Raw genomic sequence first — 14,821 nt, forward strand, 5'->3', positions numbered from 1 at the left:
AGTGACTGCGCTACCAACGTTCGCTTCCGCCTCATCTTCAAGAAGAGAAACGGCAAAAATCCACCCCGGGCAGTCATTTAGGGATTAATCCCCACGATACGGGATCTGGTCGAGAGCGGGCCGTCCGCTCAGGATCGGAAACGGAACGGCCGGTCGAGTCAAAACGAGAAGCGTCGTGGGAGCTGGCGATCCGAGCCCCTTGTGCGCTGTGAGGAGCGCCCCGGCTTGTGCGGCATGTCACCGAAATCCCCGTAAGACCGTCTACAATCTTACACAGTTCGGCAGGCCGACGTAAAATCGTATCTGCTAGATGCCAGCTTACAGGCAGAAGGTGTAGGACATTGAAGACGCTGCTCGCAGCCGCGCTACTTCTCGGATCGACGGTCGGTGCGATGGCGGTCGAGTCTTATGGGGACTATCGTGACTATTTCGATGCGAAGCCCTTAACCGTGAAGCGCGCGCGGAGCGTTGGTTCCAAGCAGACGGCCCTAATCGATATCGGGACTGACCTGAGCGCCGTGCATCGCCCTGCCAATGGCAACCGCAGCGAGATGTACCGCTACGACAATGGGTCCAGGCTGATCGCTGACGTGAGGCCTCGCAACTGGGACGGTGGGTATGCTCCCGTGCAGCCGCGCGGTGCAGGGCCGGACGGCTTTTGGAGCCCGATCGACTACTCACACGAGGGTCGTGAAATGAATCAGCAATCCTTCGAGGGACGAGGACGGCGCCAGCGTTCCTGGTGATGCCGCCTCCTGAAGCGCGCGATAGACGCTGCGACGTGAGATCATGAGGGCGCGGATACTGGATGTCGACGGCTCAACCGTGTGGCCGTATGTCGGCCATCTATCGATAGCTGAGAGCGACCTAACGGCTCTGTCTGGCGCTCCTACTCATGACCCTCGGCCACGACAACGGCGAGGCCGCGGGCGCGCTCACGCGACCGGGTCATCCCACCCGATGGCGCGGCGCAGGAAGGTGAGCTCCAGCGTCTGGAACGAAGCCCTCTGCTCGCTGTCCTTGCCGGTACCGTGCCCGCCCGTCGCGGGCTCGTATGATCCGCCCCGATCACCGGCGCCACCGCGGCGATCGCCGAGTTGCCGCAGATCGCGTTGCCGCAGGCGATCAGCAGCGCCATGCGCACCGGCAAGCCCAGGGCGCGGCAGAGCGCGCAGCTCGCCAGGATGGTCAGCGCCACCGCCCCGACGATGCCGGCCAGCAGCGCCGGGCCCGAGGCGACGATGGCCCCAAGGCTCACCGCGGCGCCGAGCAGCGTGACGGCCACCTCAAGCACCTGCTTGGCCGAGAAGGCGATCCCGGCCTTGAAGCGCGCGCCCGGCACCCAGGCGGTCCGCACGGCCGTGCCGAGGAGGATGGCGAGCACCAGGGCCTCGACGTAGGGATGGCCGGTCAGGTGCTCCTCGCCGGCCTGCAGCGCCTGCGCCACCACGGTGATGCCCAGGCACACGAGCAGGCCCGGGACCAGGGTGCCGGCCGTCCCGGCCCAGGCGGAGGCCCGCCGCGACCCGGTCGGCGCGGCCCCGGACCGGTCCGGCGCGGCGGTTCTGACGGTCATCGCGCGACCTCCTGCCCGGTCCCGGCGCTCAGTAGGCAGCGCCGAGATAGGCGGCGATGGCCCGGGCCTGCTCCTCCGCGATCGGCGCCCGGTAGACCTTGATCATCTTGGCGACCTCGGCGTCCCAGAACGCCTGCCCCTTCCGGGGCGGCTGCATGGCGACGTAGTCGGCCGAGTGGCAGGTCAGGCAGTTCTCCTGCGCGGCCTGGAAGCCGGGCGCGTGCGCGGCATCCGGGGCCGGCCGGAACTGGGCCGTCGGCTCCGGCAGCGCGTAGGTCTCGGGCGCGGCAAGCGCGGCCGTTGTGACCGGCGCGGGGGCGAGCGCGGCCGCGAGCGCGACTCCCGACGGGCGGAGCAGGCGGATCCCGAACATGTCAATCCTCCTCTAGGCCGCCCGCACGCGGGTCGTCTCGACGACGTTGCGCATGTAGCCGGCGGGGTTCCAGCGCGGCTCCATCGGCTGGGTGGCGCCGTCGTTGCCCGTGGCCCGCACGCGCAGGGCGTGGGCGCCCGGCGCCAGATCGGGCTGCGCGGTCCAGGTGCGGAACGCGTAGGGGCCGAGATCCGGGCCGAGCCGGGCGGCGCTCCAGGTCCTGCCGTCGTCGGTCGAGACCGCGACCTCCCTGATGCCGGAGCCGCCGTCGAACGCGATGCCGCGCAGGGGCACGTGCCCGGCCTTCACCGGCGCGCCGTCGGTCAGGTTGGTCAGGAAGGAGCGGACGTTGAGGCGGCCGATCGGGACGGTCTTGTCCGGCGCCTTGCCGGGCTCGGTGCAGGCGCAGGGATTGTCGGGGATGCGGTAGGCCGTCTTCATCCAGAACCCCTCGAACGGGTGATCGAGGACGGCGATGCCGTTGAGGTGCTTGACCCAGTAGGTGCCGTAGTAGCCCGGAACCACGAGGCGGAGCGGGTAGCCGTTGAGCCAGGGCAGGTCCTGCCCGTTCATGCCCCAGGCCAGCATCACCGCGCCGTCCCGGGCGTGGTCGAGGGTCAGCGCCTTGGCGAAGTCCGGCGTCTCGGGCAGGACCGGCCCGTCGAGGCCGTTGAAGGCGACCTGCACGGCGCCGGCCTTCACGCCGGCTCGGTCGAGCACCGTCTTAAGCGGCACGCCGGTCCAGCGGGCGCAGCCCATGGCGCCGTTGGCGAGCTGGCCGCCGGCGATGCGCGGCTCGAAGAAGCCGCGGGAATTGCCCGAGCACTGGTTGACCGCGACGATCTCGGTCCGCGGCATCGCTTTGAGGTCGGCGAGCGACAGGGAGAGCGGGCGCTCGACCTGCCCGGTCACCGCGACGCGGAAGGCTCCGGCATCGATCTCGGTCGGGATATCGGCGAGGTGGTAGCGGACAAAGAACGCGTCGTTGGGCGTGATCGCGCCCTCGTCGAACACGGAGAACGGCGTCTCCAGCTGCGGCGGGCGCGCGGTCATCTGCAGGAGCGGCCGCTTGCCCGGATAGGCCACGAGCGGCCGCTCGCCGTTGCCGAAGGGCAGCGTCGCGGTGTCGGCCGCCTCGACGCGGAACGGCGCGAGGACCCGGCTGCCCACGCCGAGAGCCATCGCTGTCAGAAGACTTCGCCTGTCCATCACAGTTCGCATCGCTCCCAATGGCGCGCCGTTCCGGTCAAAACCGGCACCGTGGGCGCAGCGGTGCCGGTCCGCGCTCAGGCCGGCGTGACAGCCGTCGTCCCACGTCGGGAGATGTGCACGTTGCGGTAGAGGGTCAGTGCGCCCACGATCGAGAACAGTGCCGCACAAGCGAGCCAGAGGCCTGGCATGGCTCGATTCCCCGTTGCATGGATCAGATAGGTACAGATCGCCGGGGTGAAGCCGCCGAAAATTGCCTGTGCAAGACTGTAGGCCAGGGAGAAGCCTGTGGCGCGAACCTCGGCCGGCATGATCTCGGTCAGCGTGACGACCATCACTCCCTGATAGCCGCCATACAGGAACGACATCCACATGAGGGCAGCCAGCAAGCGGCCGAAGGACGGATCTGTCACGAGCCACGCCATGACAGGGTAAGCCGTGAGACCGATCAACACCGAGAAGGTCAGGAGCACCGGAAGCCGCCCGACCCGGTCCGACACCGCCCCCATGACGGGCACCCAGACGAAGTTCGCCACGCCGACGCAGACGGTGACCACGAAGCTGTCGTGTGCACTCAGGCCGAGCACCTGACGCGCATAGGTCGGGGTATAGGCCGTGATCATGTAGAAGAAGACGCTCGTCAGTGTGACGAGCAGCACCGCTTTGAGCACGATCGCCCAGTTTTGGAGAAGCGACCGGTAGATTTCGCCAAGGGTTACGCGGCGACGCTTGGCTCGCTGCGCAAAGTCCTCGCTCTCCTGCATCGAGCGCCGGATCCAGAATAGGACGGGGATGATCAGGCAGCCGATCAGGAATGGAATGCGCCATCCCCAGGCGAGCATCTGCTCCTCCGTAAGGACACCGCGCAGGGTCACGCCGATAACGGCGGCGAAGACCACGGCGACCTGCTGGCTTGCCGATTGCCAGCTCACATAGAAACCGCGATTCCCCGGTGTCGCGATCTCCGACAGATAGACTGAAACGCCGCCGGATTCGGCACCGGCGGAGAACCCCTGCAGCAGTCGGCCGATCAGGACGAGAATGGGGGCGGCGATGCCGATCGACGCGTAGGTCGGCGTGAACGTGATGAGCGCGACGCCCACCGACATGATGGCGAGGCTCATGACCAGCCCGGCTCGCCGGCCGTGGCGATCGATATAGGCGCCGAGCACGATGGCGCCGAGCGGACGCATCAAGAAGCCGATCCCGAAGGTGGCCAACGACAGCATCAACGAAACATACTCGTTGTCGTTTGGAAAGACGGCCTTTGCCACCGCAGCGGCGTAGAAGCCGTAGACCATAAAATCGAACATTTCGAGGAAGTTGCCGCTCACTACGCGGAAGACATCCTTCTTCGAGGGCGGTCGCTGCGCCGAGGCGTCCATAGTTTCTCTCCCGTCAATGAAGCGGCCTTCTCTTCGGAAGGCTGTCGCCGGCCTGCGAACGACGCGAATTGTTCTATTATTTGGAACGTCGTACCATGAATTGGTAGGCTATGAAGGCCTTCGCCTGCAGTCAATGAAAAACCTGCAGAACTCGTGACTGTGCGGCCGGTATTTGGGGTGCCACACGTGTTATTGCAGCTCGTTTGTGAGACTGCACTTGACGAGCCACGACGGACAAAGCTAGCCTCTTTCAGAACGCTGTTTCGAATGCTGGAACGATGGACAGCACGCTCCTCAAGGGATTGATGCTCCTAGAGCACTTGGCCGGTAGCGAGACGCCCCGGGGCGTCAGCGAATTGGCGCGCGCGCTCAACCTCACGAAGAGCAATGTGCATCGCACGCTCCAGACACTGGTGGCCGCCGGCTACGTGCGCACCCAGACCGGTGGCACCTACGCCTGCACCTTGAAGCTCTTCGAACTCGCCAGTCCCGTGGTGGCGCGGCTCGACGTCCGGCAGGTCGCCGAGCCCTTCATGCGGACTCTGGCCGATCAAACCCAGGAGACCATCCACCTGTCGCTGCTCGACAGGGCGGACGTCATCTACCTGCACAAGATCGAGAGCCCCCAGCCGGTTCGTGCCTATTCGTCGATCGGTGGCCGCGCTCCAGCCTATTGCGTGGCGTCCGGCAAGGCGCTGCTCGCTTATCGGGAGGAGGCGCTGGCCCACCTGCCGGAGACGCTCCAGGTCCACACGCCGCGCACGATCGCGACCCTCGACCTCCTGCGGCGGGAACTCGAGCAGGTCCGGATTCAGGGTTTCGCGATCAATCGCGGGGAGTGGCGTGAGGGCGTCTGCGGGCTTGCCGCTATCGTCCACGATGCCATGGGCCGTCCCGTCGCGGCGATCGGTATCTCCGGGCCGGCCGATCGCCTGAATCCCACGGCGCTCCGCCGCTTCAGCGACGTGGTCGTCGACGCAGCGCGCAGCCTGTCGCGGGCCCTCGGCTACAACCCCATCACCATCTCATCCCCGACCGCGCCGCGGCATGCCCGAGGCTCAGCGCCCCCGCGTGCCCCGGCGGCGGTTGCCTGATCGAGGAGTAGGCTCATGCGACCGCTGTCCGGTATCCGTGTGATCGAGTTCTGCAGTGTCGCGGCCGGGCCATTTTGCGCCATGCTGCTCGCCGACATGGGGGCCGACGTCATCAAGGTCGAGAACCCGGACGGCGGCGACACGATGCGGGCTTGGCCGCCCCTCAACGAGGGCTTCAGCGAGAACTTCGCGTCGCTCAACCGCAACAAGCGCTCCGTGACGCTGGACCTGAAGAATTCGGCCGACAAGGTACGTGCCCGGGATCTGATCCGCTCCGCCGACGTGGTGCTGGAGAATAACCGCCCCGGCGTGATGAAGCGGCTCGGCCTCGACTACGCGAGCGTCAGCGCCGGGCAGCCCGGCCTCGTCTACTGCTCCATCTCAGCCTTCGGTCAGGAGGGGCCGCGCTCCGCCGAGGCCGGGTTCGACCTGACGCTCCAGGCGATGAGCGGCGTGATGAGCGTCACGGGCGAACCCGGCGCGCCGCCGGTGAAGTGCGGTGTGCCGATCTCGGATTTCGGCACCGGCCTCTACGCGGCCTACGCCATCGCGGCGGCGCTGCTCCAGGTGCGGGCGGGCGGGACGGGCGTGCACATCGATGCCTCGATGTTCGGGGCCTCACTGGCGATGGGTGCGCTCCAGACCAGCGAGTATTTCGGTAGCGGCCGCGATCCGAAGCGGCTGGGCTCGGCCCACCCGCGCAACGCGCCCTATCAGGCTTTCTGCGCCAAGGACGGGTATTTTGCCATGGCGGCGGGCAACAACGCGCTCTATCGCGCCGCCTGTGCAGCAATCGGGCGCGACGACCTCGCCGCGGATCCGCGCTTTGCCTCGACCGCCCTGCGGGCGCAAAACCAAGGGGATCTCCTCTCGATCTTGGAGCGCGACTTCGCCGACCTCACCTGTGCCGATCTGCTTGCCCGGTTCCGCGCGGCGGGCGTGCCCTGCGCGCCGATCAACGGCTACGCCGACGCGCTGGCCGACCCGCAGGTCACGCACATGGGCTGGGTCCAGCCGCTGAGCCTGCCGTCCGGAGCCGAGACGCGCACCTTCGTGTCGCCGCTCAAGTTCTCGGGCGAGGGCTTCCCGATCTACCGGGAGCCGCCGGCGCTCGGCCAGCACAACACCGAGTTGTTCGGCGACGCCGTGCCGGCCCGCGCGCGGACGGCTTGAGGGCGGCGCCATGGACGAACTTCTGAAAGAGCGCAGCGGCGACACACTGACCCTGACGCTCAACCGCCCGGACAAGATGAACGCTCTGTCGGCCGATCTAGTCGACACGCTCCTCGACGCCGTGGCGGCGGCGGGCGGCGACGGGACCCGGCTCCTCGTGCTCAAGGGCGCGGGCCGGAACTTCAGCGCCGGGTTCGATTTCGGGGGCTACGAGGACCGGTCGGAGGGCGACCTCGTGCTCCGTTTCGTGCGGATCGAGCAGCTTCTCCAGGCCCTGGCCCACGCTCCGTTCGACACGCTGGCGCTGGCGCACGGGCGCAATTTCGGCGCCGGGGTCGACGTGATCTGCGCCTGCGGCCGGCGCGTCGGCGATCCGGCCGCCACGTTCCGCATGCCCGGCCTGTCCTTCGGGCTGGTGCTCGGCACGCGGCGCTACGCCGAGCGGGTCGGCGGCTCCAAGGCCCGGCTCGTCCTCCAGGAGGGGCGGGTCTTCGACGCCCCGGAGGCCCTGTCCGACGGGTTCCTCACCGCCGTCGCGGCGACCAGCTCGTGGTCAGACACCGTCGCGGCTGCCACGGAAGCGGCGACGCGGCTGTCTCCCTGGGCCGGGGCGGCCCTGAACCGCGCCGCCGCCCGCGACACCCGCGCGGACGACCTCGCCGACCTCGTCGCCTCGGCCGCGCGCCCGGGCCTGAAGGACCGGATCCGCGCCTACCGCGCGGCCTGACACACGCCCGATCGGAGGACGCCCCGTGAGCGCCGGAACCCAGAAGATCGTCCCCCTCGCAGACCTCGCAGCCCGCGTGCCGGACGGCAGCTCCTTGGCGCTCGGCGGCAGCTTCCTGCACCGCGGCCCCTTCGCGTTCGTGCGCGAGCTGATCCGCCAGGGGCGCCGCGACCTCGAGGTCGTCAAGCAGTCGCCCGGCTACGACATCGACGTTCTCTGCCGCGCCGGCGCCCTGTCGCGGGCGAAGGCGGGGATCGTGGCCATGGAAGGCAATTTCGGCCTCGCGCCCTGGTACCGCCGGGCAATCGAGTCCGGCGACGTTCGCCTCGAGGAGCACGCCTGCGCCAGCCTGACCGCCGGTCTGCGGGCGGCAGCGTTCGGCGTCCCGTTCATGCCCTGCGGCGGCATCCACGGCTCGGACCTGCCGGCGCTCAACGGCTGGAAGACGATCGAGGACCCCTACGGCAGCGGCGAGGCGGTCTACGCCATCCAGCGCATCCAGCCGGACTTCGCGGTGATCCAGGCCAACGAGGTCAGCGCGTCGGGGGACGTGCGCGTCTATGGGACCTCGCACTGGGACCGCATCATGAGCCGCTCGGCCAAGCGCGTGCTCGTGGTGGCCGAGCGGGTCGCCCCGGACGCCTCCTTCCGCGACCAGCCCGAACTGACGCTGGTGCCCCACTTCCTCGTCGAGGCGGTGAGCATCGTGCCGAACGGGGCGTGGCCCGGATCGCTCTGGCCCGACTACGAGATCGATTACCCGGCCGTGGAGGCCTACATGACCGACGCCCCGGGCGTGCTCGCCGACCACCTCGCCGCCGGCCCCGAGGCGCGGGAGGCAGCCCATGTCTGAGGCGGCGTCCAACGTGACCGGGGCTTGGTCGGGCTTCTCCTACATCGTCACGAATCTCGCCCGATTCGTGCGGCCGAACGAGATCACCTTCAGCGGCGTGAACTCGGCCCTGCCGATGCTGGCCTGCTTGCTCGCCAAGCGGGCCTATCCCTTCGCGTTCACCTATATCAACGTCGCCGGCGGGGTCGATCCGAACCCGTCGAAGGTACCGATCTCGTCCTCCGACCCGGTGCTCGCTGAGGGCTCGCGAGCGATCTTCGCCAACGAGGATTTCTACGATCTCTGCACCCGCGGCCTGATGGACCTGTGCTTCCTGGGCGCCGCGCAGGTCGATGGGCTCGGCCGGACGAACGTCTCCTGCATCGGCGACTGGCACGCCCCGCGGGTGCGCCTGCCGGGGGGCGGCGGCGGCGCCGTGATGCTGCCCACGGCCCGCCGGGCAGTCACGTGGCGCACCGAGCATTCCCGCCGCACCCTCGTCGAGACCCTCGACTTCGTCACCGCGGCCGGCGGCATGCACGGCGTGGTCACGCCGATCGCCGTCTTCACGAAGCGCGAGGGCCGGCTCGTCCTGGCCTCCTGGCATCCGGAGGCGAGCCTCGACGAGGTCCGCGACCGCACTGGCTTCGCGTTCTCGGCGGACGGTGCCGCCCCGACGCCCCCGCCAACCCCGGAGGAGCGGGCGGCGCTGACCGCCCTCGACCCGGAGGGCCGGTTCGAGGCCGATGCGGGCATCCGCCTGCGCTGAGGCGCGGGGCAGACAGACGGGACAGGATATCGCCGCCATGAGTGCTGCCATGCCGGACTCGATCAGCGCGCGGCTGCGCGCGGCCATCGCGGATCATGCGGGGACGGGACGCACGGCGCTCTCGGGCTCCGACGTCGTATCCTATGCCGACCTTGGCGCGCGGATTGACGCCGCCGCGGGCGCGGTCCGGGACTGGGGTGTCGCCAAGGGTGACCGGGTCGGACTGATCGCGCCCAAGAGTGCGGCGGCCATCGCGGCCTATTTCGGGGCCATGCAGGCCGGCGCCTGCGTCTGCTTCCTGGAGCCGGGGCTCGCGCCGGAGGTGGTGGCCGAGCAGGCCTCGCTCGTCGGCATGCGGCATCTCATCGTCGCCGAGGCGGACGCGGCGCCCGCCGCTCTGACCGGCCTGGACGTCCGCGCACTGGACAGCCTCGCCGACGGCGCGGCCTTCGCGGCCGAGATCGGCCCGGGGGACGAAGCCATGCTGCTCTTCACCTCGGGGAGCACCGGCCGGCCGAAGGGCGTGCTGCTGCGCCACGAAGGCCTGATCTGCAACGCCGAGGGCGTTCTCCGCCACACCGGGACGGGCCCCGCGGACCGGCTCCTCCACGTCATGCCGTTCCATCACACGAACGGCGTCAACAACCAGCTGATCGTGCCCCTCCTGGCCGGGGCCGAGATCGTGCTGATGGAGCGCTTCCAGGCCGAGGCAGCCCTCGACCAGCTGCGGACCGACGGCATCACCTACATGACTGGCGTGCCGACGATCTACGCGCGGATGCTGCCTCTGCTGCGCCCCGGGGAGCGCTTCCCGGGCCTGCGCTTCCTGCGCTGCGGCTCGGCGCCGATCACCCCGACTCTGCACCGGCAGATCGAGGACGCCTTCGGCGTGCCGCTCCTCGTCTCCTACGGGCTGTCGGAGGCGACCTGCACCTCGACCATGAACCCGCCGGGCCGGCGTCGCATCGGCACAATCGGGACCGTGCTGGAGGGCCAGAGCGTAGAGCTGTTCGATCCGGTCACGGATCGCCCGGTCGAGGCTGGTCGGGAGGGGGAGATCCGCATCTCCGGCCCCGCCCTGATGGCCGGCTATCTCGGCAGCGCGGACCAGCCGATCGTGGACGGCTGGCTGCGCACGGGCGACCTCGGCCGCTTCGACGCCGACGGTTTCCTCGCCATCACCGGGCGCATCAAGGACGTGATCATTCGCGGCGGCGAGAACATCTCGCCCGCGCTGATCGAGCGGCAGCTCGCCGCCCATCCGGCCATCCGCGATTGCTGCGTGGTCGGCGCCCCCGACGCGGATCTCGGCGAGGTGCCGGTGGCCTTCGTGGTGCTGCGGGAGGGCGAGGGCCTCGACGAGCCGGGGCTCAAGGACTTCGTGCGCGGCCACCTCGCGCGGATCTACGTGCCGGCACAGATTCGCAAGCTCGACGTGCTGCCAGTCAACGGCGTCGGCAAGACCGACCGCAAGGCGCTACGCGGCTTGCTGGCCGCCCGAGGGACCGGCGCCGCGGCCGGGTGAGCGCTGCCCGTCAGTCCGGCGCACCCGCGCCGGGCAGCGATAGGACCAGGGCCGCGGCGACCAGGAGCGCCGCCGCGGCCGCGAGGGACGGGGCGGTGAAGCCTCCGGTCGCGTCGGCTAGCACGCCCGCCGCTACGGGCCCGATGACATGCCCGGTGCCGAACGCCGCCATCATCACCGCGACGATGCGCTGACGATCCCCGGCATGCAGACGCCGCGCCGTCGATGCCGAGCGACGTCAGGGCGACGAACGTCCCGCCGAGGGCGAAGGCCGCGTAGAGGATGCCGAGCACCTGGGCCGTCAGGACGCTCACCAGCACACCCGACGCCTCGACGAGGCACGCGAGGGCGAAGGTGGTCTGGAAGCCCAGGCGCCGCTCGACCCAGCCCCAGGCCGCGACGGAGGGCGCCGCCGCGAGACCGACGCAGAGCCAGACATAGGCTTCGGCCGCCGCGAGCTGCGGCAGCGTCCGCACGATCGCGACCAGGAAGGTGGCGGTGATCACGTAGCCGAAGCCGAACAGGCCGTAGGCGATCACCAGCCGGGCGATCGACGGGGCGACCGCGGTCGCCGGAGGCGCCCGGGACGCGACCGGCGGAGGCCCCCGGAGCAGCCAGAGGATCGGTCCGGCCAGCGCCAGAGACAGCACCCCGCTGATCGCCCAGAGGGCGCGCCACGCGCACCCAGATTCATGCGCGACGGACACCACCGCCGCCGACAGCGCGATCCCGCTCCCGACGCCCGCGTAGTGGAGCGAGGCCAGGTTGGAGCGCCCGGTCCGCGCCAGCCGGTCCATCACCAGGGCCGTGGCGAGGACGAAGCCGAGGGCGCTCGCCGCACCGCCGACGAAGCGCAGGGTAACGAACGCGGCCAGCGTCGAGCATCTGCCCATGGCGACGAGCGTGGCGACGCAGGTTGCCAGGGCGCCGGCGAGCCAGAGCTTGCGGCCCCGGAGCAGGAGCGGGTGCGCCGAGGCCAGGGCGCCGGCGAGGTAGCCCGCGAAGTTGGCGGAGCCGATCAGGCCGGTCTGAGCCCGGCTGAGGCCGAGCGCCTCGGCCATGGCGGGCAGGATCGGCGTGTAGACAAAACGGCCGATGCCGATCGCGACGGCGAGGGCTAGGAAGCCGGCGGCGAGGGCCGGGAGCGGCAGCCGCCCCCCCGCTTCCCCCGCGGCCGAGACGGGCGCGGGGGAAGCGCTCACCGGGACCGGTCGCTGCAGTTCACGCCCGCAGAACGTGATCTCCGCTCCGCCATGTCTGATCTCATCAGAGCCGCTATCGCCGTTCGCTCGTGTCGTCGATGACTTCGTGCAAGCCGGCCTGACGGAGGCGATCTTACCGGTGATTCCGCCGGGCGCCGCCGTATCAGAGCATCTTGAGGGGAGCCGCGGAAAGATCCCTGGCTGCTTCAGCGATGGCTCGTGGTTCGGGTTCGAGCGTTGGACTCAGCACGTCACCACACCCGACAACATTGCGTTGTGGCGGACTTGGCCAAACGCAGGGCTGTGCATCCGCACAGCTGTCCTGCCCGCCCTCGACATCGACATCGATGATCTAGAGCTGGCCGCGCAAGTCGCCGAGCTCGCGCGGGAGAGAATTGGACCTGGTGCGCTGGTGCGCACCCGTGACGGCTCGCCGCGCGTGGCGATCCTGTTCCGCACCGACACCCCCTCCCGCAAGCGACGCATCGCATTCACGCTGCCGGAGAACCGCGGGTCCCACGCCGTCGAGCTACTTGGGGCCGGTCAGCAACTCGTCATCGCCGGGCGCCATCCCAGCGGGACACTGTACGGCCTGGAGGCGCCGGGACTCGCCGGTCGCAAGCTCGCGGAAATCCCAGCTCTCACTAAAGAAGACCTCGACAATCTGCTCGGCAGCATTGCGGTTTTTCTCGTTAAGGCTGGCGGCAGACCCACGAACACCCAGCGGTCGAGCGGGAGGGATCAGGTCGGTGGGTGCATCGATCCCGAGCGTGCGGTGATGCGCGCCGTCGTAGCCCGCCGCGAGGCGTGGGTGCCAAATCTATTCAATTGGACGGCCGATCCCACAACGGGTCCTTGGCGGATCACTAGCGGCGAACTCTGGCGCGAGGACGTCCTCCAGGAGGACCTGTGTGTCTACCCAGACGGGATCTACGACTTTGGTACCGAGCGCGGGCACAATCCACTCTCGCTCATCCAGGAGTTCGGGGCCGTCGAGGGGGACGGCGAGATCGGCTTCGGCGGCGCGCCAGAGTATGGGCCGGTAAGTGATCGCCCGTACGCGGTGATTGGCGAAGGAGATCTGGATGTGCGCCGGCCCACCGAGGCCGAGGCGATCGCCTGGCTGTGCCGATATCTCGACGGGCCGGCCGTGCCAGCGGGTGCTTCCCGCGAGACCCAGATTGCCTGCTTGGCAGCGGCCGTCGGCCTCGACTGGGCTTCGCTTCAAGCAGAGCACGCACGGATCATGTTCGATCAGCTTGATGAGGATGGAGAGCCCCTGAGATCGACGCCCGCCGAAGACTGGACCCGTGCCGACCTCGTCGCGAACGCATCGCGGATCGCTGCACGTCGAGCGCTCGCGCCGAAGGATTTCGACGCCTGGCGGTTCGCGTGGGAGATCTCGGGGGCAGCCAACGACGACGGCGCACTGGATGACAGCCTCGCCGCCGAGGCGGCGCGGGCGCGCGCCTACTTGCCTCCGGCGGAGGTCCCGGCGCCTCCGGCGATCGACGCGGCGCCGGCCGCACCCGCCGAGCCGCGCGGCTACGAACTGATCACCGGGCTGATTGATGCCCGGGCCATCCCGACCCGCCGGCACGTGATCTATCCGCGCTGCCCGTGCGGGGATTTGCTGTTAGTCGTCGCTGAGCCGGGCACGTCCAAGTCGACCCTGGCACTGTTCGATGCCCTTGCGATCGCCAGCGGTGAAGAGCGCATCCTGCGCGGCGAGGACCTCGTCTCGCCCGAGCGGCTGCATCGGCGGGGCCCGGTGATCGTGTACGACGCCGAGGATCCCCTCGATGAGATGCGGCGCCGGCTCGTGGCCGGCCAGCGCGCCTACGGCCTGACCGGGATGCGCCACGCCATAGCGCTGTGGTCCGGGGTCGGCGACGGCTTCTTGCGGATCGCCCGGCGCGACCGGGAGACAGGCGTTCTAGTGCCAGCCGACGGTGCCACTCTGTTGATGCAGCGCATCCGCGACACCGGAGCGGTCTACGTGGCGCTCGGGCCCTTCGCTGGCCTGGCCGAGGGCCTGAACGAGAACGACGCCGGCGATTGCGATACCGTCACGCAGATCCTGGTGCGCATCGCCGCGGCTACGGACGTGTGTATCAACGTCATCCACCACACCTCGAAGAGCGGCGGCACCGAGGCCGGGAGCATGAACGCGGCGCGCGGGTCGTCCGCCATTGCAGCCAAGGTTCGGTCGATGGTCACGCTGAACACTCTGACCGCCAAGGAGGCGGAGTTCTACGGCGTGTCCGCGCGCGACCATGTTGCGATGACCTACGCCAAGCTCAGCCACGGTCGCAAACCCGACGGGCCGATCATCTTTCGCCGCGAGAGCGTGCGGGTGGGCAATGGCAGCGGTTTGGTGCTCGACCCTCGCGACGCCTTCGAGATGGGCCCCTCCGAACTCCTCCAGGCGCAGGGGGACGAGGCGCCGATTCTGCGGCCCGTACGGATCGGGTCGACGCCTTTGCGAGAGGCGGCACGCGAGCAACGGGAGGTCGCAGCCTGTGATGGTGCAGCCGCGGCGGTGCTCGACGTGCTCGGCGGCATCGGGCGCGGGCCGTTGGCTCCCATCCTGCCCGACCTCACCGAACGGCTGCGCGAACGTGGTTTGATCCGCGGTACGGCGCCGAACACGGTACGGCTTTTCTTGGTCACCCGCCTCGGCGGCCGCGGCCAACTCGCGAAGCACGCTGGACAGAAAGTCCGGGTGCGGGTGGAACGGGCCGGAGCGCGCGCCAACGACCCGCTGTTCGCAGTCGTCGAAGCGTCGTCCGACGAGGTGGAAGGGGGTCGAGAACCACCCTCGTCAGCCTCGTCGAAAATTTCGACCTGACGACGTTGACGATGTTGATATCATTGCGTTTTTGGCTCTCGGAGACGCCGTCGTCAGCGTCGTCAATTGGACGAGGCCGACGATGGCGGAAAAAGTTCAATGATT

The 14,821-nt window shown here is 69.3% G+C and carries 11 protein-coding genes and 2 pseudogenes; 8 read left to right on the forward strand and 5 right to left on the reverse strand.

Features of this window, described 5'->3' with window-relative positions; translation table 11 throughout:
* Positions 1–341 precede the first annotated feature (341 nt).
* Positions 342–746 carry a hypothetical protein gene (locus tag MOTC310_RS26190; protein WP_331291539.1) on the forward strand — a complete coding sequence of 135 codons (405 nt, stop codon included), beginning with the start codon at positions 342–344 and terminating at the stop codon, positions 744–746.
* A 311-nt stretch (positions 747–1,057) separates the two neighbouring features.
* Here the strand turns inward: MOTC310_RS26190 and MOTC310_RS26195 are convergent.
* The 4 genes and pseudogenes from MOTC310_RS26195 to tcuC form a co-directional block, all read right to left on the reverse strand.
* Positions 1,058–1,576 (reverse strand): annotated as a pseudogene (locus MOTC310_RS26195) (putative sulfate exporter family transporter); the annotation flags it as partial.
* 28 nt (positions 1,577–1,604) lie between these two features.
* On the reverse strand, positions 1,605–1,949 hold the full coding sequence (sorB, locus tag MOTC310_RS26200) for a SorB family sulfite dehydrogenase c-type cytochrome subunit (protein ID WP_331303864.1): 345 nt from the start codon (positions 1,947–1,949) through the stop codon (positions 1,605–1,607).
* 12 nt (positions 1,950–1,961) lie between these two features.
* On the reverse strand, positions 1,962–3,170 hold the full coding sequence (sorA, locus tag MOTC310_RS26205; RefSeq protein WP_473753946.1) for a SorA family sulfite dehydrogenase catalytic subunit: 1,209 nt from the start codon (positions 3,168–3,170) through the stop codon (positions 1,962–1,964).
* Positions 3,171–3,235: 65 nt separating this feature from the next.
* Complete coding sequence (gene tcuC, locus MOTC310_RS26210) at positions 3,236–4,543, reverse strand: MFS transporter (protein ID WP_331291542.1); 1,308 nt, start codon at positions 4,541–4,543, stop codon at positions 3,236–3,238.
* 278 nt (positions 4,544–4,821) lie between these two features.
* Between tcuC and MOTC310_RS26215 the strand changes: the two genes are divergently transcribed.
* The 6 genes from MOTC310_RS26215 to MOTC310_RS26240 are packed head-to-tail and all read left to right on the forward strand — an operon-like array spanning position 4,822 to position 10,663.
* Positions 4,822–5,637, forward strand: coding sequence for an IclR family transcriptional regulator (locus MOTC310_RS26215; protein ID WP_331291543.1), 816 nt, complete (start codon positions 4,822–4,824; stop codon positions 5,635–5,637).
* Positions 5,638–5,652: 15 nt separating this feature from the next.
* Entirely contained in the window at positions 5,653–6,810 is a 1,158-nt protein-coding gene (locus MOTC310_RS26220) for a CaiB/BaiF CoA transferase family protein (RefSeq protein ID WP_331291544.1), read from the forward strand.
* A 10-nt stretch (positions 6,811–6,820) separates the two neighbouring features.
* A complete protein-coding gene (locus MOTC310_RS26225; protein ID WP_331303866.1) occupies positions 6,821–7,537 on the forward strand; it encodes an enoyl-CoA hydratase/isomerase family protein in 717 nt (238 codons plus the stop codon).
* Between the two features lie 25 nt (positions 7,538–7,562).
* On the forward strand, positions 7,563–8,390 hold the full coding sequence (locus MOTC310_RS26230; protein ID WP_331303867.1) for a CoA transferase subunit A: 828 nt from the start codon (positions 7,563–7,565) through the stop codon (positions 8,388–8,390).
* On the forward strand, positions 8,383–9,138 hold the full coding sequence (locus tag MOTC310_RS26235) for a CoA-transferase subunit beta (RefSeq protein WP_331291547.1): 756 nt from the start codon (positions 8,383–8,385) through the stop codon (positions 9,136–9,138). The genes MOTC310_RS26230 and MOTC310_RS26235 overlap by 8 nt, the downstream gene beginning before the upstream one ends.
* Positions 9,139–9,175: 37 nt before the next feature.
* Entirely contained in the window at positions 9,176–10,663 is a 1,488-nt protein-coding gene (locus MOTC310_RS26240; RefSeq protein ID WP_331291548.1) for a class I adenylate-forming enzyme family protein, read from the forward strand.
* A gap of 257 nt (positions 10,664–10,920) precedes the next feature.
* On the opposite strand, the pseudogene MOTC310_RS26245 reads toward MOTC310_RS26240, so the two are convergent.
* A pseudogene (locus MOTC310_RS26245) lies at positions 10,921–11,724 on the reverse strand (YbfB/YjiJ family MFS transporter); the annotation flags it as partial.
* A 247-nt stretch (positions 11,725–11,971) separates the two neighbouring features.
* Between MOTC310_RS26245 and MOTC310_RS26250 the strand changes: the two are divergent.
* Positions 11,972–14,716 (forward strand): AAA family ATPase, encoded by a 2,745-nt coding sequence (locus tag MOTC310_RS26250; protein WP_331303868.1) that lies wholly within the window; start codon positions 11,972–11,974, stop codon positions 14,714–14,716.
* Positions 14,717–14,821: the final 105 nt, after the last annotated feature.

The organism is Methylobacterium oryzae (assembly GCF_036441375.1).
Classification (GTDB): domain Bacteria; phylum Pseudomonadota; class Alphaproteobacteria; order Rhizobiales; family Beijerinckiaceae; genus Methylobacterium; species Methylobacterium oryzae_A.